The organism is Serratia sp. BNK-23 (genome assembly GCF_047456145.1).
Taxonomy (GTDB): domain Bacteria; phylum Pseudomonadota; class Gammaproteobacteria; order Enterobacterales; family Enterobacteriaceae; genus Serratia; species Serratia nematodiphila.
In genome coordinates this window covers 4,763,210-4,785,695 of record NZ_CP179900.1, presented here as the reverse complement: position 1 = coordinate 4,785,695, position 22,486 = coordinate 4,763,210, and the positions used below count along the sequence as shown (strand labels likewise).

Sequence of the window (22,486 nt, the reverse complement as noted above, 5' to 3'; positions counted from 1 at the left end):
TTCATTTGATGATTGAGCGGATATCGAATGTGGTGTTTTTGTGTTCCATAACGAGCGCCATTGTCGACAAATACGCCTGGTGTCGCTGTGACGAATGGCGCAATTGTTACACTTTCATGAAACCACGGCGGATTTTGAGCGATTCGTTAACGTTATGAAATAGAAAAACGTCCAAAAATCGTGATTATGATCACATTGATGGTTTTTTGTGGACATTTTTATTTCGTTTTATGTTCGTTCTTGTTCCTTATCAAACAAAGACCCTAATAACCGTGGCTCAATAGGCTCATAACTACCGATCCTGAGGGAGCGACATGAGCAGCTATTTTGACGGCGGCGAAACGGATGTGATCATCATCGGCGGCGGCGCCACCGGCGCAGGCATTGCCCGCGATTGTGCGCGGCGCGGCTTGCGCTGCATTTTGCTGGAGCGTCACGACATCGCCACCGGCGCCACCGGCCGCAACCACGGCTTGCTGCACAGCGGCGCGCGCTATGCGGTGACCGACGGCGAGTCGGCGCGCGAGTGCATCGAAGAGAACCGCATCCTGAAACGCATCGCGCATCACTGTATCGAGCGCACCGATGGGCTGTTCATCACCCTGCCGCAGGACTCGCTGGAGTATCAGCAACAGTTTATCGCCGCCTGTCGCCAGGCCGACATCGACGCCGAAGCGATCGACCCGCAGCTGGCGCTGCGGCTGGAGCCGGCGGCTAATCCGGCGCTGATTGGCGCGGTGCGGGTGCCGGACGGCACCGTCGATCCTTTCCGGCTGACCGCCGCCAACATGCTGGATGCGCGCGAACACGGCGCGCAGATCCTGACTTACCACCAGGTGGTCGGATTGTTGCGCAGTGGCGACCGAGTGACGGGCGTGCGCGTTTACGACCATCAGAATCAGCGGCGCTATGAGCTGCACGCAGCGGTGGTGGTCAACGCCGCCGGCATCTGGGGCCAGCAGATCGCCGAATACGCCGATTTGCGTATCCGCATGTTCCCGGCCAAGGGAGCGCTGCTGATCCTCGGTCACCGCATCAACAACATGGTGATCAACCGCTGCCGCAAACCGGCGGACGCCGACATCCTGGTGCCGGGCGACACCATCTCGCTGATCGGCACCACCTCGACCCATATCGACTACGACCAAATTGACAACATGCTGGTGACCCCGCAGGAGGTGGACATTCTGATCCGCGAGGGGGCGCTGCTGGCGCCCACCCTGGCGCAGACCCGCATTCTGCGCGCCTATGCCGGGGTGCGGCCGCTGGTGGCCAGCGACGACGATCCCAGCGGGCGCAATGTCAGCCGCGGCATCGTGCTGCTCGATCACGCCGCCCGCGACGGGCTGGAAGGGTTTATCACCATCACCGGCGGCAAGCTGATGACCTACCGCCTGATGGCGGAGTGGGCCACCGACAAGGTATGTGAAAAGCTCGGCGTAAATAGTCCGTGCACCACCGCGCAGGACGCGCTGCCCGGATCCCGTCAGTCGGCGGAGGAAACGGTGCGCAGCGTGGTTTCTCTGCCCGCCAGCATCCGCGGCTCGGCGATTTACCGGCACGGCGATCGCGCCAGCCAGGTGCCGGCGGCCGATCGGCTCGACACCAGCCTGGTGTGCGAGTGCGAGGCGGTGACCGCCGGGGAAGTGCGCTATGCGGTCAATTCGCTGACCGTCAATAACCTGGTGGATCTGCGCCGCCGCACCCGCGTCGGCATGGGCACCTGCCAGGGTGAACTCTGCGCCTGCCGCGCCGCCGGACTGCTGACGCGCTTCAAGGTCAGCACGCCGCAGCAATCCATCGCGCAGCTGTCGCAGTTCCTCAACGAACGCTGGAAAGGCGTGCGGCCGATCGCCTGGGGCGATGCGCTGCGCGAGAGTGAATTTACCAGTTGGGTTTACCAGGGATTATGCGGGCTTGAGGCCCAGGCAGACAAAGAGCAGGAGGCGGATGATGCGATTTGACGTAGTGGTGATTGGCGGCGGCCTGGCGGGCCTGAGCTGCGCCATTGCCGTGGCCGAACAGGGCAAACGCTGTGCGGTGGTCAGTTCCGGCCAGAGCGCGCTCTACTTCTCCTCCGGCTCGCTCGATCTGCTGGCGAGATTGCCGGACGGCACGCCGGTCGAGATGCCACTGGCGGCGCTGCCGCAGCTGGCGCAACAGGCGCCGCAGCATCCGTATTCTCTGATTGGCCCCGGCCGGGTGGCGGCGCTGTCCGCCGCCGCGCAGCGGCTGCTGGAACGCTGCGGGCTGAATCTGCAGGGCGAGGGGGGAACAACCATCTGCGCATCACGCCGCTCGGCACGCGTCGCGCTACCTGGCTCAGCCCGCAGGCGATCCCGACGCTGCCGCTGACCGGCCAACTGCCCTGGCGGCGCATTGCGGTGATCGGCATCGAAGGGTTCCTCGACTTCCAACCGCAGATGGCCGCCGACGCCTTAAGCCGCGAGCTCGGCGTGCAGACGGACGTGGCCTATCTGCACATGCCGGCGCTGGACAGATTGCGCAATAACCCCAGCGAGTTCCGCGCGGTGAACATCGCCCGGGTGCTGGATTTGATGGAAAGCCTGCCGCCGTTGGCTGAAGAGCTGCGGCGGCTGGCGGGCGAGGCCGAGGCGCTCTTCCTGCCGGCCTGTCTGGGCCTGGAGGACGACGCGTCGCTGGCGGTGTTGCAGGATGCGGTCGGCAAGCCGGTCCGACTGCTGCCGACGTTGCCGCCTTCGGTGCCCGGCATGCGCTTGCACCAGGCGTTGCGGCGGCGTTTCCAACAGCTGGGCGGCGTTTTCATGCCGGGCGACAGCGTGCTGCGCGCCGAGTGTGAAGCCGGCCGCGTCACCGGCCTGTATACCCGCAACCACGGCGATATTCCGCTGCGGGCGCAGCAGGTGGTGCTGGCCAGCGGCAGCTTCTTCAGCAACGGGCTGGTGGCGGATTTCGATGAAGTGCGTGAGCCGATCTTCGGGCTGGACGTACACAGCCGGGCGGATCGCGCCGACTGGAGCCGACGCGAGCTGTTCGCGCCGCAGCCTTACCTGCAGTTCGGCGTGCGTACCGACGGCAGGCTGCGGGCGATGAAGCAGGGAGTGCCGTTCGACAATCTGTATGCCATCGGTGCGGTCGCCGGCGGTTACGATCCGCTGCAGCAGGGCTGCGGCGCCGGCGTGTCATTGATCGGTGCGCTGCACGTTGCGCAGCAGATCGCCGCGGAGGAGAACGCATGAGCCTGCATCAGGATCACAGCTTTGAAAGCTGCATCAAATGTACCGTCTGCACCACCTACTGCCCGGTCGCCAAAGTGAACCCGCTCTACCCGGGGCCGAAACAGGCGGGGCCGGACGGCGAGCGGCTGCGGCTGAAAGACCCGACGCTGTACGACGAGGCGCTGAAATATTGCACCAACTGCAAGCGTTGTGAAGTAGCCTGCCCGTCCGACGTCAAAATCGGCGACATCATTCAGCGCGCCCGCGCCGACTTTGCCCAGAGCAAGCCGACGCTGCGTGACGCCATCCTCAGCCACACCGATATCATGGGATCGCTGTCGACGCCGTTCGCGCCGATCGTCAACGCCGCCACCGGGCTGAAACCGGTGCGCAAGCTGCTGGACAAGGCGCTGAAGATCGATCACCGTCGTGAACTGCCGAAATACTCGTTCGGCACCTTCCGCCGCTGGTACCGGCAACAGGCGCAGACGCAGCAGCGTTACGCCGAGCAGGTGGCGTTCTTCCACGGCTGCTTCGTCAACTATAACCACCCGCAGCTGGGCAAGGATTTGGTCCGGGTGTTCAACGCGCTGGATATCGGCGTGCAGCTGCTGAAACGTGAGAAATGCTGCGGCGTGCCGCTGATCGCCAACGGGTTTATCGATCAGGCTAAAAAGCAGGCCAGGGTCAATGCCGAATCGCTGCATGAAACGGTGCTGGAGCGCGGCATTCCGGTGGTGGCCACTTCGTCGAGCTGCACCTTCACCCTGCGTGACGAATACCCTCATCTGCTGGACGTGGACACCACTCCGGTGCGCGATCGGGTGGAGCTGGCGACGCGCTATCTCTATCGTCTGATCAATCAGGGGCGCAGCCTGCCGCTCAAGCGCACGCCGCTGCGGGTGGCTTATCACACGCCTTGCCATATGGAGAAGATGGGCTGGACCGCCTACACCCTGGAGCTGCTGCGGCAGATACCGGGGCTGGAGCTGGTGGTGCTGGATTCGCAGTGCTGCGGCATCGCCGGCACCTACGGGTTCAAATCGGAGAACTACGCCACGTCGCAGGGTATCGGCGCGCCGCTGTTCCGGCAGATAGAAGAGAGCGGGGTGGATCTGGTGGTGACCGACTGCGAGACCTGCAAATGGCAGATAGAAATGTCCACCAGCAAACGCTGCGAACATCCGATCACCCTGCTGGCGCAGGCGCTGGCATAAAGCGAAAGGGCCGGCAAGCCGGCCCTTTGTGGGATTACTGCTTCAGCTTCAGGGTGGAGATGATGCCTTCGGCTTCGGTCTGCGCCTGCTGCTGATTGTCCGCCGGCAGCGTTACCTGAATGGTCAGCATGTTGTTGTTCAGCGAGCCGATCAGGACGGAAGAATAGGCTTTCTCGCCGCCGCTGGTGATGATGCTGTCCAGCTGACGCAGCGGCACACCGTTGACGTCGAGCGCTTTGTTGGTGATCACCTGCAGGTTGGCGTCACGCGCGCGTTGGGTATTCTCCAGGCGCTTGGCCAGGGTCTCCAGGCTGTCGGCGGTCTTGTCACCCAGGATCACAATCACCGCGCGCTGGCCGGTGCTGTCTGCGTAAACATGCATGTTGTTGGCCTGGTTGCCCAGCTTGCCGCTCTGATCCGCCATGCCGACAGGCAGGGTGAACGCCAGTTTACCGTCCAGCAGGCTCACCTGCTGCCCGGCCGGCGCGCTGGCCGCCGCGCCGTCCGTTGCCGCCTTGGTGTCTTTGGTTTCGCCGTCGCAGGCCGCGAGGCCAAGCGCCAGCAGGCTGATACCCATCAATTTCGCTACTTTACGCATCGGGCTTCCTTCTTCCTTTCCGGTAGGGATTCACTGTCGTATCGCAACCTATTCCAGGTTGAAATGCAAGGCAGATGTTGTCACAAGTTTTTTTCCAGTAATAGCCGATAATCAGCCACTTCGCCTTTCTTTTCCAGCTGAACAATCTGATAGTGGTGGGCGATCAGCATCGTCAGCATGGCGCGGAACCGGTTACGGGTTTTGACCGTCAGTTGGCGATAGCCCTGCGCCCGCGCCCAGCGCTCTTGTTCGGCCAACAAGGCCTGCGCCACGCCGTGGCGACGAAATGCCGGCAACACGCCGCCCAGCCAGCTGTAAAACACCGTTTCCTGCCGTTGATAACCGAGTTTGAAACCGGCCGGTTGCCCGGCTATCTCGGCGATCAACAGGCTGGCGGGGGCGGCGCCGATGCGCCGCTGCAGATCGGCCAGGCTATGCAGGCCGCCGAATTCAGGGATGCGTTGGTAAAGGCGGTGGATGTCTTCAAGCGTGGCGGTGCGGACGATTGGGGTCATGAGCGGCCTCCAAAGGATAGGGCCGCCCAGAATAACGCGACTCAGCCCGGCTGCAGGCCGCCGCTGCGCGCCGCGATGCGTTTGAGCAGCATGTTCAGCAACACGCCGTACATCGGCAGGAAGAACAGCAGGCAGATCATCACCTTGAAGCTGTAATCCACCAGCGCGATCTCCACCCAGTTGTTGGCCATGAAGGGATCGCTGCTCTTATAAAAGGCGATGAAGAAGAACGCCAGCGTATCGCTGATGTTGCCGAGGAACATCGCCGCCGCCGGCGCCACCCACCAGGCGCTGCGTTGACGCAGGCGGTTGAAGACGTGTACGTCGAGGATCTGGCCGAGCACATAGGCCATAAAGCTGGCGACGGCGATGCGCGCCACGAACAGGTTAAAACTGTTCAGCGCCGCAAAGCCCTGCCATTCTCCCTGATAGGTGACGGTGGAGATCACATAAGAGATGAACAGCGCCGGCACCATCACCGCCAGGATGATGCGCCGCGCCAGCGGCGCGCCGAAGATGCGCACGGTCAGATCGGTCGCCAGGAAGATAAACGGGAAAGTAAAGGCGCCCCAGGTGGTATGGAAGCCGAAAACGGTGATCGGCAGCTGCACCAGGTAGTTGCTGGAGGTAATGATGGCGATATGAAACAGCGAAAGCCAGACCAACGCGGTAAAGCGCTGCTGTGCGGTAAACGAATACATGTTGTAGCCTTTTTAGCAGTGGGGTGAGGGAACCCAGAGTGTCTTGTCAAAACAGCAAAAAACGCTGCGCGGCGGCATGATACGCGTTTGCGCAACCAATGCAATGGTTAAATTTAACGCAAACGTTAACGCATCTTGCGCAGAAAAACTACCGGCGTAAACTAGGCGCTAATGAGATGCGGCGAGCGTTCGCCGATCGTTTTTGAACGAGAAAAATTGCATGACTGACTTATTTGCCCAGGCAGACCAGACGCTCGACGCGCTGGGGCTGCGCTGTCCGGAACCGGTGATGATGGTGCGCAAAACCGTGCGCCATATGGACAACGGCGAAACGCTGCTGATTATCGCCGACGATCCGGCCACCACCCGCGATATCCCGGGGTTCTGCCGCTTTATGGAGCATACGCTGGTGGCGCAGGAGACCGAACAGGTGCCATACCGTTATCTGTTACGTAAAGGCGTCTAACGGCGGCGCGGCCGAGTTAAAAGTTCCCTCCCCCAAATGACAACGGGCGCGGTATGCCGCGCCCGTGTTTGTTTCAGAGCTTAGCTGCGCTTTCTCAATAGCCGCAGCGCGTTGGCGGTGACCAGCGCGGTGGCGCCGGAGTCAGCCAGCACCGCCAGCCACAAACCGGTCAGCCCCAGCAGGCTGGTGATCAGGAAGACCCCCTTCAACCCCAGCGCGATGGTGATGTTTTGCCGGATATTGGCGTGGGTGGCGCGCGAGATGCGGATCATCTCCGCGACGCCCACCAGCCGATTGTGGGTCAGGGCGGCGTCGGCGGTTTCCAGCGCCACGTCGGTGCCGCTGCCCATGGCGATGCCGATGCTGGAGGCTTTCATCGCCGGGGCGTCGTTGATGCCGTCGCCGATCATCGCCGTCGGGCGCAGTTCGCTCAGCTCGGTGACTGCGCTGACCTTATCTTCCGGCAGCAGACCGGCGCGATAGTCGAGGCCCAGCTCGCCGGCGATCGCGGCGGCGGCGCGCGGGTTGTCGCCGGTCAGCATCACGCCGCGAATGCCCAGCGCGTTCAGTTCGGCTATCGCCTGCTTGGCGTCGCCGCGCAGCGTATCGCGCAGCGCCAGCAAGCCGATGGGCGCGCCGTCTTCCAGCACCACCACCGCCGTTTTGCCGGCGTTTTCCAGCTTGTCTACCTGGCTCTGCCATTGGGCGTCGAGCAGGCCCGGCGCCAGCTTGCCCGGCGCGCTGATCAGCACGGTCTTGCCGTCCACGATCCCTTCCACGCCGACGCCGGCCAGCGCGCGGCGCGCCTGCGCCAGCGGCAACTCAGCCCCGCTTGCGGCGGCGCGGTTGATGATCGCCTGCGCCAGCGGGTGATGTGAACCGGCTTCCACCGCGGCGGCAAGCTGCAGCAGCCGCTGTTCGGTGAGCGCGCCGATCGGCAGCACGTCGGTCACCGTCGGCTTGCCTTCGGTCAGGGTGCCGGTCTTATCGAAGGCGATGGTTTGGATCTGGCCCAGTTGCTCCAGCGCTGCGCCGCCTTTAATCAGCGCGCCGCGCCGCGTGGCGGCCGCCAGTCCGGATGTGATGGCCGCCGGCGTTGAGATCACCAGCGCACATGGGCAGCCGATCAGCAGCAGCGTCAGGCCGCGATAGATCCAGGTATCCCACGGCTGCGAGAACAGCAACGGTGGCACCAGGATCACCGCGACGGCCAGCAGCATAATGGCCGGGGTGTAATAGCGGCTGAAGCGATCGAGGAAGCGTTCGATCGGCGCGCGGCGCTCCTCGGCCTCTTCAATCAGCTGCAGGATGCGGTCGATGGCGTTTTTGCCGGGCTCGGATATCACCTTCATCTGCGCCGCCTGATCGACGGACAGGCTGCCGGCGGCCACTTTCTCCCCCTGTTGGCGCTCGACCGGCACCGATTCGCCGGTCAGGGCGCTTTCATCGAAGCTGGCGAACGGATTGAGCAGCTCGGCGTCGGCCGGCAGGCGCCCACCGGGCGCGATTTCAATCACGTCGCCGGGGCGCAGGTTGGCGACCGGCACGCGTTTGCGTTCCGTGCCTTGCAGCAGCAGCGCATCTTCCGGCACCAGCTCCATCAGCGCCTTCACCCCGCGCCGTGCGCGGTTGGCGGCGTAGGATTCCAGCAGTTCGCCGACCATAAACAGCAGCAGCACCATCGCCGCTTCGGCGGTGGCGCCGATGAACAGCGCGCCGATGGCCGCCACGCTCATCAGCGTTTCGATGGCAAACGGCGTGCCGGAACGAATCAAACGCAGCGCCTTGGCGGCGACCGGCGCCAACCCGACCAGCGTGGTGGCGATAAAGGCGATGCGGCCCAGCTCCGGGTTAACCCGATCCAGCACCCAACTGACCACCATCAGGGTGGTTAACAGCAGCAGCGGCGCGAATTCGCCGAAGCGTGAGGTTTTCGGCGCGGCGGCTTTGGCGGTCTGAGCGCCGAGCAGGGTAAAGCCGGCCTGGGCGACCGCATCCTGGATCCGCAGGCTGATGTCGGACTGCGCGTCGACCACCAGTTTCTCGGTGGCGAACAACACGCGCGCGCTGTCGACGCCGGGGAGTGCGGTGACGGCATTTTCGATTTTCTTGGCGCAGCTGGGGCAGTCCATGCCGGTGACTTTCCAACTGAAACGTTGGCTGCCGGAAGGGGGAGCGGCGGCCAGCCTGTCGCTTTCCTCGTCCGGATCGTCGGGCGCGGCGGTGCAGCAGCCGCTATCGCCATGATCGTGATGATGGTGGGCGTGTTCGGCCTGTGCGGTGGCGTTTTTCGGTTCGCTGCTGCAGCCGTGCTGAGTTTTGCTGTGGCTGTGGTTGCAGCCGCATCCGCCTTCGGCGTGGTGATGTTCCTGATGATTATGGTTTTGCTGATTGTGCATAACGTCCCCCTGCGGGCTGTTAAACGGGTTTGCTCAACTGACTCTACACCCTGGAGTCCACTCCAGAGTCAAGCGCCGGATGAGAATTATTGCTAACGGCGTTCAAGCGTAGAAAGGGGGGTATTCATTCAATAATGAATAATGCGGATTTTAATCTATCGGCTTTTCTTATCCCCTATTGGGGCGAAAAGGCTCGCTGCCGTTAGTTTAAATAAGAAAATAATATTCCTATAGAAACTAAAAAATCGCCCGACCTAATAATAAAGAGTTATTAATCTATAACGCTTTAGCGAAATTTACCTTTTCCCCTGAGTAAAGCCAGCATGATTCGCTTGAGTCTGCAGGCCGCATTGCTATTGAAGTTTGGTGCCAACTTATCCTCATCAAGTTTCATTTGCTTTGTAAAGAACTCTAAAAAGCAGCATAACAAACTTTCGTTGCGATAATAAATGGTTGATTATTTTATGTGCAGTTTTGCGACCCTGCCTATAATTGGAATCGATTACCATTTTTAATGGTGATCTTATTTGCTGATATATATGCATTAATTCTACCTAACACACTGCCGGTAACGGCGCATAAGCCCCTTCCAGCAAGCTTAAGGTTCATTAACCGTGGCTTACGGGGAGGTTATGTCTATCTGTCTGATTGATATCAATCAGGTAATGAGTGGAATCGAACCAATGCAATCTACTAAAAAGGCAATTGAAATTACTGAATCCAGCCTTGCGGCCGCGACAACCGGCTACGATGCTGTAGATGACCTGCTGCATTATCATGAGCGGGGTAACGGGATTCAGATTAATGGCAAGGATTCATTTTCTAACGAGCAAGCTGGGCTGTTTATTACCCGCGAGAACCAAACCTGGAACGGTTACAAGGTATTTGGCCAGCCGGTCAAATTAACCTTCTCCTTCCCGGACTATAAGTTCTCTTCCACCAACGTCGCCGGCGATACCGGGCTGAGCAAGTTCAGCGCGGAACAGCAGCAGCAGGCTAAGCTGTCGCTGCAGTCCTGGGCTGACGTCGCCAATATCACCTTCACCGAAGTGGCTGCCGGTCAAAAGGCCAATATCACCTTCGGCAATTACAGCCAGGATCGTCCCGGCCACTATGATTATGGTACCCAGGCCTACGCCTTCCTGCCGAACACCATTTGGCAGGGCCAGGATTTGGGCGGCCAGACCTGGTACAACGTCAACCAATCCAACGTGAAGCATCCGGCGACCGAAGACTACGGCCGCCAGACGTTCACCCATGAGATTGGCCATGCGCTGGGCCTGAGCCACCCGGGCGACTACAACGCCGGTGAGGGCAACCCGACCTATAACGACGTCACCTATGCGGAAGATACCCGCCAGTTCAGCCTGATGAGCTACTGGAGTGAAACCAACACCGGTGGCGACAACGGCGGTCACTATGCCGCGGCTCCGCTGCTGGATGACATTGCCGCCATTCAGCATCTGTATGGCGCCAACCTGTCGACCCGCACCGGCGACACCGTGTACGGCTTTAACTCCAATACCGGTCGTGACTTCCTCAGCACCACCAGCAATTCGCAGAAAGTGATCTTTGCGGCCTGGGATGCGGGTGGCAACGATACCTTCGACTTCTCCGGTTATACCGCTAACCAGCGCATCAACCTGAATGAGAAATCGTTCTCCGACGTGGGCGGCCTGAAGGGCAACGTCTCGATCGCCGCCGGTGTGACCATTGAGAACGCCATCGGCGGTTCCGGCAACGACGTGATCGTCGGCAACGCGGCCAACAACGTGCTGAAAGGCGGCGCGGGTAACGACGTGCTGTTCGGCGGCGGCGGGGCGGATGAACTGTGGGGCGGTGCCGGCAAAGACATCTTTGTGTTCTCTGCCGCCAGCGATTCCGCACCGGGTGCTTCCGACTGGATCCGCGACTTCCAGAAAGGGATCGACAAGATCGACCTGTCGTTCTTCAATAAAGAAGCGAATAGCAGTGATTTCATCCACTTCGTCGATCACTTCAGCGGCACGGCCGGTGAGGCGCTGCTGAGCTACAACGCGTCCAGCAACGTGACCGATTTGTCGGTGAACATCGGCGGGCATCAGGCGCCTGACTTCCTGGTGAAAATCGTCGGCCAGGTAGACGTCGCCACGGACTTTATCGTGTAACACAGCAACGGAACGCCCGGCGCAGTCTCGGCCGGGCGTGATGCAGGAGCCCGGTATGAAAGGTACTTTAGCGCGCACCGCTTTGGCGGCGGGTGGCATGATGGTGACGAGTGCGGTGATGGCCGGCAGTTTGGCATTGCCGACCGCGCAGTCGCTGGCGGGGCAATGGCAGGTGGCCGACAGCGAACGGCAATGCCAAATCGAGTTTCTGGCGCATGAACAAAGCGAGACCAACGGCTATCAGCTGGTGGATCGGCAACAGTGTTTGCAGAGCGTGTTTGCGGCGGAAGTCGTGGGCTGGCGCCCGGCTCCGGACGGCATCGCCCTGCTGCGGGCGGATGGCAGCACGTTGGCGTTCTTCTCGCGCGACGGCGATCTGTACCGCAATCAGCTGGGTGCGGATGATGCTCTGACGTTGAAAGCGCTGGCTTGATGAAGAAACGGGTTCGGCGCGCCGAACCCGCGGTAGGTCTCTACAGGTAGAGCGAACGCACGATCAGGAAGTGGCCGGAGAAGTAACAGAAAGCCACGATGGCGTCCGCCGCGCGGAAGGTGAAGCGGTAGCGGTTGAGCAGCCAAACCACGTTGGCCAGCAGCAGCAGCGAGGTGCCGGTAAGCAGCGAGAAGCCGAAATCGGTGCTGCGCAGGAAATATTGTTCGCCCGCCAGCCAGACCATCAGCAGCGTCATCGCTACGTAGGTAACGATCGGCCAGCGCATCTCTTCCAGCCGGGTCCAGACGGTGGCCAGCAGCAGTGCGCCGATCACCAGCAGCGCCAGCGGCAGCGGCCAGAACAGGCTGAACGTCATCTGGCTGGCGAAACTCAGGGTGTACAGCAGGTGGGACAGGAAAAAGGCGCCGATGGCATACAGCACCCGTTCGCGCGGCAACAGGAGCAATGCGTCGCCGATCAGCGTCGCCAGCAGGCCGAGTACGATCAGATAACCCGCAGCGCCGAGCACCGGCGCCTGCCAGGCCAACAGCAACAGCAGCAGCAGCGTGACGGGTTTGAACACCCAGCGCTGCCAGCGCGGCCCACGGTAAGAGGCGTCGACGAACAGCCAACCGGAAAAGAATACGGCAAGGAACGGCCAACTCATTAATGTCTTCCTTATGTATGAGGGAGCCGCAACAACCGGCTCCAAACTGTCACCAATGTCACTTCTTCATTTCAGTGTAGGTAGCCTGCCGGCGATCGACAATGCTTTCTTGAGAATGCTATGTTTACGCTGATTTAGCCGCGAAGGAAATGGGAAACCGATGAGTAAGCCACCGTTATTTTTTGTCGCCGTGATTGCGCTGATCGCCGTGCTGGCCACGCAACGCTACTTCAAGCAGCGGCAGCAGGAGGCGGAAAACGATCGCGCGCCGATGCGCAGTCTGCAGGTGACGGTGAGCGACAAACGCGCGGTGCCGGTCACCAAGACCCGCGCGCCGCAGCGCGAGCCGTTGGTCAATGAACCGATGAATTACGAGGTGGTGTTCAGCCCGGTACAGGGAGGTGAAGATATCCAGCTGCGGCTGAAGCAATGGCAGTACAACCCGATAGAAAAGGGCGCGCAGGGCACGTTGAACATGCAGGGCACGCGCTTCGTCTCGTTCACCGCTCAGCCGTAGCGGTCACTTCTTCTTGATGGGCGGCTGTTTCTTTTGCCAGGCCAGCAGCTCGAACACGCCAAAGATAAAGATCTTGGCCTCTTGCCAGTAGCTGATCGGCTGATCCTTCGGCTGGGTGGATTTCAACAGCACCAGCTGCAGGCCGTGCATCACCACCATAAAGAACAGCGCCACGTCGATGAAATACTTCAGCGGCTTGGGAAACGGATGGAACAGGTTAGAGAGCAGGAAGCCCCACACGCACAGCATCAGCAGGCGGCCCAGATTAATCAACATGGTCGGTTTTCTCTTGCGAACGAATATAAAGGCGATAGGCCACCTGGCCGGCGACCTTCTCCCGGTGCAGCTGCCAGCTGGCAGGCACGTCCGCCGCGGCGCTTTCCGCCTCGGCTTCTACATAGATCCAGGCCTCGTCGGCCAGCCAGCCGCGTTGCTCCAGCAACAGGGCGGTCTCCGCCAGCAGGCCTTTGCGAAACGGCGGATCGAGGAACACCACGTCGAACGGTTGGCCATCGCCCGCCAGCCAGCTCAGCGCGTTGGTGTTGATAACCACCCCTTTGCCCTGCAGCAGCGCCAGATTTTTTTCCAGCTGCTGCGCCACCGGCCGTTCGAATTCGAGCAGCGTGGCGCTGCCGGCATAGCGCGACAGCGCTTCCAGCCCCAATGCGCCGCTGCCGGCGAAACAGTCGAGGCAGCGCGCGCCCTGAATCACCGGCGCCAGCCAGTTGAACAGGGTTTCGCGTACCCGATCGGTGGTGGGGCGCAGCCCCGGGCTGTTCGGCACCGGGAGTTTGCGACCGCGCCATTGGCCGCCGATGATGCGGATCTGTCCGGCTGCGGCCTGGGGCGGTTTTTTGGCCGCCGCCCGTGGCGAGAGTCTTGTCATAAGCGTTGTTTGGTTTCTTTCGCGGCGCGGGGCCGCCGAGGTTAACGAAAAGTTGTCCCTATTCTACCGGTGACGGGCGTCGGGGGGAACGGTAAAACGTTGTTGTCTGATTTCACGCCGGAAAGCATGCCGGATGCGTGTTGCTGGGCGAGGGAAAGTGATAGACTCGGCGGATTATTGTCAGCATATATCCTTCAGGTATGGAGGGTAAGCGAGCCTTCGGTACGGAGTAGAGTCATAACATGGCAAAAGATAAGAAACGTGGGTTTTTCTCCTGGCTGGGGTTTGGCCAGAAGGAGAAGGAAGAAGATCAACAGCAACCTGAGCCGTCGGTAGAGCAGGCGGAACCTCAGGCCGCGGAGACGCCGGCTGAACCGGTCACCGCCAAGCTGGACGACAAGCTCCCCGCCCAGGAATCTGAACCTGCCGCCTCCGTCGACACCCCGGGAGAGTGGGATAACGGTCAGGCCGGCGAGCAAATCGCGGAAAATCTGCCGGCAGCGGCCGAGCATCCGGCGGCGCAAGCGCTGGCCGAAGAGATCGTCAGCGTCACCGAACAGGTGGCGGCGCAGCAGCAACCTGTTACCGAACCCGAGCCGGTCGTCGAACCCGAGCCAGTCATCGAACCTGAGCCGGTCGTCGAACCCGAGCCGGTCGTTGAGCCTGAGCCGGTCGTTGAGCCTGAGCCGGTCGTTGAGCCTGAGCCGGTCGTTGAGCCTGAGCCGGTCGTTGAGCCTGAGCCGGTCGTTGAGCCTGAGCCGGTCGTTGAGCCTGAGCCGGTCGTTGAGCCTGAGCCGGTCGTCGAACCCGAGCCGGTCATCGAGCCCGAGCCGGTCATCGAACCCGAGCTGGTCGTTGAGCCAGAGCCGGAAGCGGAAGAAGAGCCGCTGGAACCCGTCGTGCCGGCCGCTGCGCAAGAGCAGGAGCGCCCGACCAAAGAGGGCTTCTTCGCGCGCCTGAAGCGCAGCCTGCTGAAGACCAAGCAGAACCTCGGCTCCGGCTTTATGGGGCTGTTCCGCGGTAAAAAGATCGACGACGACCTGTTCGACGAGCTGGAAGAACAGCTGCTGATCGCCGACGTTGGCGTGGACACCACGCGCAAGATCATCACCTCCCTGACCCAGCACGCCAGCCGCAAGCAGCTGAAAGACGCCGAAGCGCTGTACGGCAAGCTGAAGGAGGAAATGTCCGAAATTCTGGCCAAGGTCGATCAGCCGCTGGATGTCAGCGGGAAAACCCCGTATGTCATCCTGATGGTCGGCGTGAACGGCGTGGGTAAAACCACCACCATCGGCAAGCTGGCGCGCCAGTTCCAGGCGGAAGGCAAGTCGGTGATGCTGGCGGCGGGGGACACCTTCCGCGCCGCGGCGGTGGAGCAGCTGCAGGTGTGGGGTGAACGCAACCGCATTCCGGTGGTGGCGCAGCATACCGGCGCGGATTCCGCTTCGGTGATCTTCGATGCGGTGCAGGCCGCCAAGGCGCGCGGCATCGATGTGTTGATCGCCGATACCGCCGGCCGTCTGCAGAACAAATCGCACCTGATGGAAGAGCTGAAGAAGATCGTCCGCGTCATGAAAAAACTGGACGACCAGGCCCCCCATGAGGTTATGCTGACGCTCGATGCCAGCACCGGCCAGAATGCGGTCAGTCAGGCGAAATTATTTAATGAGGCCGTGGGCTTAACCGGCATCACGCTGACTAAACTGGACGGTACCGCCAAGGGCGGGGTGATCTTCGCCATCGCCGATCAGTTCGGTATCCCGATCCGCTATATCGGCGTCGGGGAAGGCATCGAAGATTTGCGGCCGTTTAAGGCTGACGATTTTATTGAGGCACTTTTTGCCCGAGAGGATTAATACGGATGATTCGCTTTGAACAGGTCAGTAAAGCTTATCTGGGCGGACGGCAAGCGCTGCAGGGGGTTGATTTCCATCTGCGCCCGGCGGAGATGGCGTTTCTGACCGGCCATTCCGGCGCGGGGAAAAGTACCCTGCTGAAACTGATTTGCGGTATCGAACGGCCCAGCGCCGGCCACATCTGGTTTGGCGGCCACGACATCAGCCGTTTGAAAAACCGCGAGGTGCCGTTCCTGCGCCGGCAGATCGGCATGATCTTCCAGGATCACCACCTGCTGCTGGATCGCACGGTGTATGACAACGTGGCGATGCCGCTGATCATCGCCGGCGCCAGCACCGAAGATATCCGCCGCCGCGTTTCCGCCGCGCTGGACAAGGTCGGTTTGCTGGATAAAGCGAAAAACTTCCCGATTCAGCTGTCCGGCGGTGAGCAGCAGCGTGTGGGCATCGCCCGTGCGGTGGTGAACAAGCCGGCGGTGCTGCTGGCGGATGAACCGACCGGTAACCTGGACGATGCGCTGTCGGAAGGCATTTTGCGCCTGTTTGAAGAATTCAACCGCGTCGGCGTGACCGTTCTGATGGCGACGCACGACACCGGGCTTATCGCCCGCCGCAATTACCGCATCCTGACGCTGAGCCAGGGCCGCATGCAAGGAGGCGCTCACCATGGCCAATAACGCAAAAACCGCCAAGAGCAAGGCGCTGCGCGGCGGCTGGCGCGAACAGTGGCGTTACGCCTGGATGAACGCCATCAAAGACATGCTGCGTCAGCCGTTGGCGACGCTGCTGACGGTGATGGTGATCGCCATTTCCCTGACGCTGCCGAGCGTGTGCTACATCGTGTGGAAAAACGTCAGCACCGCGGCCAGCCAGTGGTATCCAACGCCGCAGCTGACCGTCTATCTGGATAAATCGCTCGATGACGACGCCGCGCTGAAAGTGCTCGACGCCATCAAGGCGGAAGCCGGCGTGGAGAAGGTCAATTACCTGTCGCGTGAAGAAGCGCGCGGCGAGTTCCGCAACTGGTCGGGCTTTGGCGGCGCGCTGGACATGCTGGAAGAGAACCCGCTGCCGGCGGTGGCGATCGTCACGCCGAAGCTGAGCTTCCAGAGTTCGGACACCCTCAACACCCTGCGCGATCGCGTGGCGGCGGTGCAGGGCGTGGAAGAAGTGCGTATGGATGACAGCTGGTTTGCCCGCCTGGCGGCGCTGACCGGGCTGGCGGGCCAGATTGCGGCGATCATCGGCGTGCTGATGATCGTGGCGGTGTTCCTGGTGATCGGCAACAGCGTGCGTCTGAGCATCTTCAGCCGTCGCGACACCATCAACGTGATGAAACTGATCGGCGCCACCGACGGTTTTATCCTGCGGCCGTTCCTCAACGGCGGGGCGATGCTGGGCTTTGCCGGCGCGCTGCTGTCGCTGGTGTTGTCCGGGGCGCTGGTATGGCAACTGGAGTCGGTGGTCGCCGGGGTAGCCAAGGTATTCGGCACCACCTTCACCCTGCACGGGCTGGGCTGGGATGAGGCGCTGCTGCTGCTGATCATCTCCGCGATGATCGGCTGGATCGCCGCCTGGCTGGCGACGGTGCAACATTTACGCCGATTTACACCACAGTAAGATTTTTTTGGTATACTCTTCTCCTGCTGCTTTTGATCGCGTTGCGGGAGAAGAGTGACCTCAAGCGAAGTCAGCACCATCCCTCTCTTCTTAGCGCACAAATTCCCTATCGGCCTGCACCTTCGTCACGTATTGTCAGCAACAATGCTTGCAAAAAAGGGTGAACTTCTGGGGCGGAATACGGTCAAAAATTGCAGCAAATGTTAAGGTGCCCGGCGTGTGGAACCGCTTTTGCTTCAGCAACTGCCGTAGAATCAATCATTTCCCCGCTGTAATAATCACCTGCATGATTTTGTATTCTCATAGAGAGGGTTTGAATGACCAAAGAAATGCAAACTTTAGCCTTAGTACCCCAAGGTAGCTTGGAAGCCTATATCCGGGCAGCCAACGCCTATCCGATGCTGACGGCAGAGGAAGAGCGGGAGCTGGCTGAACGGCTGCATTATCAGGGCGATCTGGATGCCGCTAAGCAGCTCATCCTGTCTCACCTGCGCTTTGTCGCTCATATTGCCCGCAACTATTCAGGCTATGGTCTGCCGCAGGCGGATCTGATTCAGGAAGGCAATATCGGCCTGATGAAAGCCGTTCGCCGCTTCAACCCTGAAGTCGGCGTGCGTCTGGTTTCCTTTGCGGTGCATTGGATTAAGGCGGAAATCCACGAGTACGTATTGCGCAACTGGCGCATCGTGAAAGTGGCGACCACCAAAGCGCAGCGCAAGCTGTTCTTTAACCTGCGCAAAACCAAGCAGCGTTTGGGTTGGTTCAACCAGGATGAAGTGGAACTGGTGGCCCGTGAGCTGGGCGTAACCAGCAAAGACGTGCGCGAGATGGAATCTCGTATGGCGGCGCAGGACATGACGTTCGATCCGACTCCGGACGACGAGGCCCGCGACGGCCAGTCGATGGCGCCGGTGCTGTACCTGCAGGACAAGAGCTCGGACTTCGCCGAAGGCATCGAGGAAGATAACTGGGAAAGCAACGCCGCAGACAAACTGGCCTATGCGCTGGAAGGTCTGGACGAGCGCAGCCAGCATATCATTCGCGCCCGTTGGCTGGACGACGACAACAAGTCGACGCTGCAGGAGCTGGCCGATCAGTATGGCGTTTCCGCCGAACGCGTGCGCCAGCTGGAAAAGAACGCCATGAAGAAACTGAAAATGGCGATCGAAGCCTGAGTCGATGCGAGATTCGATAAAAAAGCCCGGCAAGCCGGGCTTTTTAGTGCCTGAAATCCGGCGCTATGGCGCCACGGCGGCAAAGTCTGGCGCCGGGCAGTCGTAGCCGAATTTCGCCGCCCACGGGTAGCGGGTGCCGGTGTTGATGTAGCGCTGATAAAGCGCCCGGCCGGTTTTGGCGTCGCGCTTGATAACCCAGCTGGCGGCGTTACACAGCACGGCGGCATAGGCCTGGCTCTTCGGCGGCAGCAGATCGGCCGCCTGCTGCGCCAGCCCAACCGCCTGCCAGCGATAGTGCAGGAAACGGTTGTCTTCCGCCGGTAGCGCCGCCTTGGCGCGTACCGCTTCCGCGCTGTCGATCCAACTTTTGTGCTTCAGCTCGCGAGTATCGAACGCATCCCCCAGATAGGAATAGCCGGCGCCATAGATGGCGTAGTCCGGCGTCATTTCGTAGCCGGTAAACTCCAGCCCCTGGGCGCGCAGCAGGTTGGCGGCGCGATAGTAAGCCTGCGCACGCGCCAGCGGTGCGGCGGATTTGTCCTTGGCGGCCTTAAGCTCGTCGGCGTACTGCTGCGCCGCCTGCCGGTAGTTGGGGATATCGAAGTAGGCCAGCGCCTCCGGAGCTCTTCCGACGCGCATCAGCCGCCGCGCCAGCAGTTCGCGCAGCTGCACTTCCGGCGTGATCTGCTGGCCGCCGTAGTCGTCCGGGTTAACCGGCTTGAGCGGCGTCGTCGGCGCCGGGGCGTGCTTATCGACAAAGCCTTTCAACTCATCGACGGTCAGCACTCGCTCCGCCACGTCGGCCACGTCGGCCCAATAGAGCGCCTTGCCGCGATACAGCAGGTCCATCGCCTGCAGATAGTCGCCGCGGTTCAGCGCCAGGATGGCCTGTTCGCCGGCCACCCGGCATTCGGGCACGATGGTTTCCGCAACGAAGTCGGCGTTGCGTTGCTCGCCCCAGCTTTCGTCGGCGGGGAACGCGCTTGCCGCCTTGGCGTAGGCGGCGGTGGCGGCTTTCACATCGCCGTCGCGCAGCGCCATTTTGGCGCGCAGCCACCACGCCAGGCCGCTGTCGCCGGCGTTTTTCAGCAGGCTTGCCGCCATCGGGTACTGCCCGGAGCGGTAAGCCAATGCCGCCAGCCGATCGCTGCCGGCGAAGCCGCTTTTCACTGAGCCGTCCAGCAGCGTCAGGATCTGGTTGATGATTTGTGCGGAGCGGCCGTTGCCGTCGGTATCCGCCATTTGCAGGTTGCCGCTGCGGGCGAACAGCTCAATGGTCACCAGCTGTTGGATCAACGGATCGCCGATAATCTGTTTCAGCGTGTCCAAATGGTCGGGGTTGACCAGGAAGCTGGAGACGTACTGCAGCGACTGCCCGCCGCTCGGATCGCCCTGCGCCGCCTGCTGTGCGTACAGGTGGGCGGCGGGGGCGACCTCACCCAGCCACAGGTGGATGCGCGCCTGCTGCCCAAGGCTGCTCAGCGCCAGCTGATCGGGATCGGCGGCGCCGTTTTTCACCCGATCGATCACCTGCTGGAATGCAGCCAGCGCCTGTTCAAGCGCGGCTTTTGGCGGGTGCTCGGCGGCGGGGGCCGCTTCACCGGATTCGTTCACCGGCGTCCCGTGGTCCGCCATCAGTACCCGCCCCAGCGAATACTGCGCCCGCAGCCCCCAATCGCCCTGCTCGGCGGCCGGTAGCTTCAGCACCTGCTGGAAATAGTCTGCGGCGCGCGGATCGTGGCTGGCGAAAGCCACGGCGCCCAGTTGATAGAGACGCGCAGCGTTGGACAACCCCTGCGTATTGACGGCGTCAGCCTCTTCCACCGTTTTGGCGGCGCGCATTTTGCCGATCGCTATCGTTTCCGGCGATTGCGGCATCGGTTTCGGCGGCATCGGCGGCGGCGGGGCCTGCCAGTGCGGCAACTGACTGTCCGCCGGCACCAGCCGGCCGGCTTCGAAGGCGAAATTGCCCTCCGGCATATACAGCAGGGTGCCGTTGCGGTCGATCAGCAGCCGGTTAGGAAAATCCGGGCCGCAGGCATAGCCGTTCAGCGGCAGCGCCAGCGCGGCGCCGATCAGCATGGCCAGCGGAAGAAAGCGGCGGGTGTTCCGTGCCGCGCGCGTATCAAGGTGTGACAAGGGTGCCTCCTGGCGTCAGTTGTTGGCAGCGCAGCCAGCCCAGCGGCCGGGATTGCCCGGCGCGCAGCTGATCGCCGCTGATGCGAATAAAGCGTTGCCGTTGCGGTGCGGATTCCAGCCGGTAGTTGCCGACCGCGTCCGCCGCCAGGCAGTCGTCGGCGCGGATGATGACTTCTTGCGGCAGCGGGGCGTCCACCGGCCCGTTGTTATGAATTATCAGATCATACAGCCCGTTTTGCTGTGGCTGAGGCCTAAATTTTACCTGCCAGTCGACATTCAGCGGCCGCCGTTCGATCACCGCTCGCAGCGTGGCGAGCGACCAGGCACGCCGATCGTCCGCCAGTGGCAAGCGGAACCAGATAATGCCGCGCAGCCGGGGCGGCGTTTGCTGTGCCAGCGTTTGCAGAAAATCGGCGATCTGCTGCGGCGCGACCGTCAGTTCGCGGCCGTTGCCGGCCACGCGCAGCGAGGATTCGCTCTCCACCTGCGCGCCCTGTGCATCAAAACCCAGCAGCGCCATGCCATAAGCCGGCAGCGCGACGCGAAACGGCTTCGGTGTGACGGCGGCGTACTGCCGCACCCAGCGTAGCGCCAAGGAGCCGTCAAACAGCCCCTGCTGCGGCGAGAGCACCGCATGCACCTGCAGGACGGAGCTGTCGGCCTGTTGCAGTACGCCGGGCAGGTCGGGCGAGCCGATCCAGGCCGGCAGGGCGGTGATGCCGAGTTGCAAAGCGGCGGGCAGGCGTTGGCGCAGCCGCTGCAGAAAGCGTTGGTAGTCCGGCAGGCGGGCGGTGGCGGCGTCATGATCGATCTCGACGCCGGTGACGGGCAGCCCGGCCGCCTGCCAGCGTTGGGCGAGCGCCAGCAGCCGCTGGATAATGGCTTCCTGGTCCAGCTGCGGCAGCTGGCCGTCGAGGCGCGCCACCAGCCAGAGCGGGCGGCCATCCTGTTGCAATAAGCGCAGGTCGGCCGGGATTTCCCGCCAGCCCTCGCGTGGATGCACCTGCAGCGCCAGCACCCGCAGCCCGGCGAACAGATCGCGGCTGTGCGCCAGCGCATCGGCGTGCTGCGGCGTCCAGACCCGCTGCCAGACATAAACCTGCTGATCCCAGTCTGAGGCCAGGCGCAGCGCCTGCTGGCGCCCGAGGAACGCGGCCGCCAGCCCCAGCGCAATCAAGACCAGCGCCGCCAACCGGCGTTTCATTTTTGCCAGAGATCGCCCTGCGGTGCGAAGCCGCAGGCGCGCATGAAGTTCTCGACTTCCCCGCGTTCGCGCGGTGCCAGGCCGGCGGTCGACAGCTGCCAGTGAGCGACCTGCGGCAGCTGACGCTGCGCATCCTGCACCAGGTAAAGACCGACGCCGCGGCGGCGCGTCACTTCGCGCACCAGCAAGTCCTGCAGCTCGGCGCGGTCATCCTGCAGCGCAATTTTCACCGCGCCCAGCAGACGCTCGTTGAAGCGGGCGGCGAACAGCGCCTTGCCGCCGCTCAACCAGCTCTGCCACTGTTCCGGCTGCTGATGCGGCCAAATTTTACCGAGATCGATAAGGTCTTGCGGGGACAGCGCGGTCAGGCGCTCGATGGTCAGTTTCATGCAGAATTTCCGCGCAGCTAAATGATGCCGACAGTGTAATAGATCTTGTGCAGAGCGTTGTGTAAGTTTTTCTGTACGATTACTGTGCAATATGTTTTTTGCACGGGGCATTTTCCGAGTAAATAGTTAGTAAAGGGATTGTTAACCAGCACAACGCGCTACGCCTCAAGGTAAACGGCGCAGATTTAATTCGAATTTTATCCTGTTTACACCGCTTGTTTCTGCCTGATGAAGTTGATTTGCAGCAGAAAATTCCTGTTTAATGGCATGAAAAATAAAGTCTTATTAGAAAATAATGCCGACAAATTGCCTAAATCATTATTACTTATAACAAAAGCGGTCAATAACGATCGGGCG

At 61.6% G+C, this 22,486-nt stretch carries 20 protein-coding genes and 1 pseudogene; 11 read left to right on the top strand and 10 right to left on the bottom strand.

Features of this window, described 5'->3' with window-relative positions:
* Window positions 1-314: 314 nt before the first annotated feature.
* From glpA to glpC, 3 genes and pseudogenes are all read left to right on the top strand, one after another.
* Window positions 315-1,964 carry an anaerobic glycerol-3-phosphate dehydrogenase subunit A gene (glpA, locus tag ACMGF9_RS22765; RefSeq protein ID WP_021504814.1) on the top strand — a complete coding sequence of 550 codons (1,650 nt, stop codon included), beginning with the start codon at window positions 315-317 and terminating at the stop codon, window positions 1,962-1,964.
* Window positions 1,954-3,221: pseudogene (glpB, locus tag ACMGF9_RS22760) on the top strand (glycerol-3-phosphate dehydrogenase subunit GlpB). The gene glpA and the pseudogene glpB overlap by 11 nt, the downstream one beginning before the upstream one ends.
* The gene (gene glpC / locus ACMGF9_RS22755) at window positions 3,218-4,417 is read left to right on the top strand and encodes an anaerobic glycerol-3-phosphate dehydrogenase subunit GlpC (RefSeq protein WP_164123524.1); all 1,200 of its coding nucleotides are present in this window, start codon (window positions 3,218-3,220) and stop codon (window positions 4,415-4,417) included. Before glpB ends, glpC begins: the two are co-directional and overlap by 4 nt.
* Before the next feature lie 34 nt (window positions 4,418-4,451).
* Here the strand turns inward: glpC and ACMGF9_RS22750 are convergent, their stop codons facing one another.
* From ACMGF9_RS22750 to ACMGF9_RS22740, 3 genes are all read right to left on the bottom strand, one after another.
* Complete coding sequence (locus tag ACMGF9_RS22750; protein ID WP_015376277.1) at window positions 4,452-5,015, bottom strand: DcrB family lipoprotein; 564 nt, start codon at window positions 5,013-5,015, stop codon at window positions 4,452-4,454.
* Window positions 5,016-5,095: 80 nt separating this feature from the next.
* Window positions 5,096-5,530: a GNAT family N-acetyltransferase gene (locus ACMGF9_RS22745; RefSeq protein ID WP_004934307.1), complete on the bottom strand. Its 435-nt coding sequence runs from the start codon at window positions 5,528-5,530 to the stop codon at window positions 5,096-5,098.
* Between the two features lie 41 nt (window positions 5,531-5,571).
* The gene (locus ACMGF9_RS22740) at window positions 5,572-6,231 is read right to left on the bottom strand and encodes a 7-cyano-7-deazaguanine/7-aminomethyl-7-deazaguanine transporter (protein WP_004934310.1); all 660 of its coding nucleotides are present in this window, start codon (window positions 6,229-6,231) and stop codon (window positions 5,572-5,574) included.
* Between the two features lie 220 nt (window positions 6,232-6,451).
* On the opposite strand from ACMGF9_RS22740, the gene tusA reads away from it, so the two are divergent.
* On the top strand, window positions 6,452-6,697 hold the full coding sequence (gene tusA, locus ACMGF9_RS22735) for a sulfurtransferase TusA (protein WP_004934314.1): 246 nt from the start codon (window positions 6,452-6,454) through the stop codon (window positions 6,695-6,697).
* A gap of 80 nt (window positions 6,698-6,777) precedes the next feature.
* Here tusA and ACMGF9_RS22730 read toward each other — a convergent pair whose 3' ends face one another.
* Window positions 6,778-9,096, bottom strand: coding sequence for a zinc/cadmium/mercury/lead-transporting ATPase (locus tag ACMGF9_RS22730; RefSeq protein ID WP_075684843.1), 2,319 nt, complete (start codon window positions 9,094-9,096; stop codon window positions 6,778-6,780).
* 683 nt (window positions 9,097-9,779) lie between these two features.
* Between ACMGF9_RS22730 and ACMGF9_RS22725 the strand changes: the two genes are divergently transcribed.
* Together ACMGF9_RS22725 and ACMGF9_RS22720 are read left to right on the top strand one after the other, a co-directional pair.
* A complete protein-coding gene (locus ACMGF9_RS22725) occupies window positions 9,780-11,243 on the top strand; it encodes a serralysin family metalloprotease (protein ID WP_004934318.1) in 1,464 nt (487 codons plus the stop codon).
* Between the two features lie 55 nt (window positions 11,244-11,298).
* A complete protein-coding gene (locus ACMGF9_RS22720) occupies window positions 11,299-11,676 on the top strand; it encodes an AprI/Inh family metalloprotease inhibitor (RefSeq protein ID WP_004934320.1) in 378 nt (125 codons plus the stop codon).
* Between the two features lie 40 nt (window positions 11,677-11,716).
* Here ACMGF9_RS22720 and ACMGF9_RS22715 read toward each other — a convergent pair whose 3' ends face one another.
* Complete coding sequence (locus tag ACMGF9_RS22715; RefSeq protein WP_075684844.1) at window positions 11,717-12,343, bottom strand: lysoplasmalogenase; 627 nt, start codon at window positions 12,341-12,343, stop codon at window positions 11,717-11,719.
* Window positions 12,344-12,503: 160 nt separating this feature from the next.
* Between ACMGF9_RS22715 and ACMGF9_RS22710 the strand changes: the two genes are divergently transcribed.
* Complete coding sequence (locus tag ACMGF9_RS22710; RefSeq protein ID WP_015376283.1) at window positions 12,504-12,860, top strand: DUF2500 domain-containing protein; 357 nt, start codon at window positions 12,504-12,506, stop codon at window positions 12,858-12,860.
* A 3-nt stretch (window positions 12,861-12,863) separates the two neighbouring features.
* Here the strand turns inward: ACMGF9_RS22710 and ACMGF9_RS22705 are convergent, their stop codons facing one another.
* Complete coding sequence (locus ACMGF9_RS22705) at window positions 12,864-13,136, bottom strand: DUF1145 family protein (protein ID WP_004934327.1); 273 nt, start codon at window positions 13,134-13,136, stop codon at window positions 12,864-12,866.
* Window positions 13,126-13,746, bottom strand: a complete 621-nt coding sequence (gene rsmD, locus ACMGF9_RS22700) for a 16S rRNA (guanine(966)-N(2))-methyltransferase (protein ID WP_015376284.1) — start codon at window positions 13,744-13,746, stop codon at window positions 13,126-13,128. Before rsmD ends, ACMGF9_RS22705 begins: the two co-directional genes overlap by 11 nt.
* A gap of 242 nt (window positions 13,747-13,988) precedes the next feature.
* On the opposite strand from rsmD, the gene ftsY reads away from it, so the two are divergent.
* From ftsY to rpoH, 4 genes are all read left to right on the top strand, one after another.
* The gene (gene ftsY / locus ACMGF9_RS22695) at window positions 13,989-15,602 is read left to right on the top strand and encodes a signal recognition particle-docking protein FtsY (RefSeq protein WP_414160441.1); all 1,614 of its coding nucleotides are present in this window, start codon (window positions 13,989-13,991) and stop codon (window positions 15,600-15,602) included.
* 5 nt (window positions 15,603-15,607) lie between these two features.
* Window positions 15,608-16,279: a cell division ATP-binding protein FtsE gene (gene ftsE, locus ACMGF9_RS22690; protein WP_004934337.1), complete on the top strand. Its 672-nt coding sequence runs from the start codon at window positions 15,608-15,610 to the stop codon at window positions 16,277-16,279.
* The gene (gene ftsX / locus ACMGF9_RS22685; protein ID WP_004934340.1) at window positions 16,269-17,222 is read left to right on the top strand and encodes a permease-like cell division protein FtsX; all 954 of its coding nucleotides are present in this window, start codon (window positions 16,269-16,271) and stop codon (window positions 17,220-17,222) included. Before ftsE ends, ftsX begins: the two co-directional genes overlap by 11 nt.
* Before the next feature lie 317 nt (window positions 17,223-17,539).
* On the top strand, window positions 17,540-18,397 hold the full coding sequence (rpoH, locus tag ACMGF9_RS22680; RefSeq protein ID WP_004934345.1) for an RNA polymerase sigma factor RpoH: 858 nt from the start codon (window positions 17,540-17,542) through the stop codon (window positions 18,395-18,397).
* A 63-nt stretch (window positions 18,398-18,460) separates the two neighbouring features.
* Here the strand turns inward: rpoH and ACMGF9_RS22675 are convergent, their stop codons facing one another.
* The 3 genes from ACMGF9_RS22675 to panM are packed head-to-tail and all read right to left on the bottom strand — an operon-like array spanning window position 18,461 to window position 22,129.
* Entirely contained in the window at window positions 18,461-20,479 is a 2,019-nt protein-coding gene (locus ACMGF9_RS22675; RefSeq protein WP_411295620.1) for a hypothetical protein, read from the bottom strand.
* Window positions 20,480-20,522: 43 nt separating this feature from the next.
* Window positions 20,523-21,740, bottom strand: coding sequence for a DUF3142 domain-containing protein (locus tag ACMGF9_RS22670; RefSeq protein WP_414160440.1), 1,218 nt, complete (start codon window positions 21,738-21,740; stop codon window positions 20,523-20,525).
* A complete protein-coding gene (gene panM, locus ACMGF9_RS22665; protein ID WP_015376288.1) occupies window positions 21,737-22,129 on the bottom strand; it encodes an aspartate 1-decarboxylase autocleavage activator PanM in 393 nt (130 codons plus the stop codon). Before panM ends, ACMGF9_RS22670 begins: the two co-directional genes overlap by 4 nt.
* Between the last annotated feature and the right edge of the window lie 357 nt (window positions 22,130-22,486).

Coding starts and splice junctions, on each gene's coding strand:
- ACMGF9_RS22750 (WP_015376277.1), bottom strand. CDS start 5,015: ATGCGTAAAGTAGCGAAATTGATGGGTATCAGCCTGCTGGCGCTTGGC.
- ftsE (WP_004934337.1), top strand. CDS start 15,608: ATGATTCGCTTTGAACAGGTCAGTAAAGCTTATCTGGGCGGACGGCAA.
- ACMGF9_RS22740 (WP_004934310.1), bottom strand. CDS start 6,231: ATGTATTCGTTTACCGCACAGCAGCGCTTTACCGCGTTGGTCTGGCTT.
- ACMGF9_RS22745 (WP_004934307.1), bottom strand. CDS start 5,530: ATGACCCCAATCGTCCGCACCGCCACGCTTGAAGACATCCACCGCCTT.
- ACMGF9_RS22720 (WP_004934320.1), top strand. CDS start 11,299: ATGAAAGGTACTTTAGCGCGCACCGCTTTGGCGGCGGGTGGCATGATG.
- rsmD (WP_015376284.1), bottom strand. CDS start 13,746: ATGACAAGACTCTCGCCACGGGCGGCGGCCAAAAAACCGCCCCAGGCC.
- ACMGF9_RS22705 (WP_004934327.1), bottom strand. CDS start 13,136: ATGTTGATTAATCTGGGCCGCCTGCTGATGCTGTGCGTGTGGGGCTTC.
- panM (WP_015376288.1), bottom strand. CDS start 22,129: ATGAAACTGACCATCGAGCGCCTGACCGCGCTGTCCCCGCAAGACCTT.
- rpoH (WP_004934345.1), top strand. CDS start 17,540: ATGACCAAAGAAATGCAAACTTTAGCCTTAGTACCCCAAGGTAGCTTG.
- glpC (WP_164123524.1), top strand. CDS start 3,218: ATGAGCCTGCATCAGGATCACAGCTTTGAAAGCTGCATCAAATGTACC.
- ACMGF9_RS22710 (WP_015376283.1), top strand. CDS start 12,504: ATGAGTAAGCCACCGTTATTTTTTGTCGCCGTGATTGCGCTGATCGCC.
- ACMGF9_RS22725 (WP_004934318.1), top strand. CDS start 9,780: ATGCAATCTACTAAAAAGGCAATTGAAATTACTGAATCCAGCCTTGCG.
- ACMGF9_RS22730 (WP_075684843.1), bottom strand. CDS start 9,096: ATGCACAATCAGCAAAACCATAATCATCAGGAACATCACCACGCCGAA.
- tusA (WP_004934314.1), top strand. CDS start 6,452: ATGACTGACTTATTTGCCCAGGCAGACCAGACGCTCGACGCGCTGGGG.
- ACMGF9_RS22715 (WP_075684844.1), bottom strand. CDS start 12,343: ATGAGTTGGCCGTTCCTTGCCGTATTCTTTTCCGGTTGGCTGTTCGTC.
- ACMGF9_RS22670 (WP_414160440.1), bottom strand. CDS start 21,740: ATGAAACGCCGGTTGGCGGCGCTGGTCTTGATTGCGCTGGGGCTGGCG.
- glpA (WP_021504814.1), top strand. CDS start 315: ATGAGCAGCTATTTTGACGGCGGCGAAACGGATGTGATCATCATCGGC.
- ftsX (WP_004934340.1), top strand. CDS start 16,269: ATGGCCAATAACGCAAAAACCGCCAAGAGCAAGGCGCTGCGCGGCGGC.
- ACMGF9_RS22675 (WP_411295620.1), bottom strand. CDS start 20,479: ATGCTGATCGGCGCCGCGCTGGCGCTGCCGCTGAACGGCTATGCCTGC.
- ftsY (WP_414160441.1), top strand. CDS start 13,989: ATGGCAAAAGATAAGAAACGTGGGTTTTTCTCCTGGCTGGGGTTTGGC.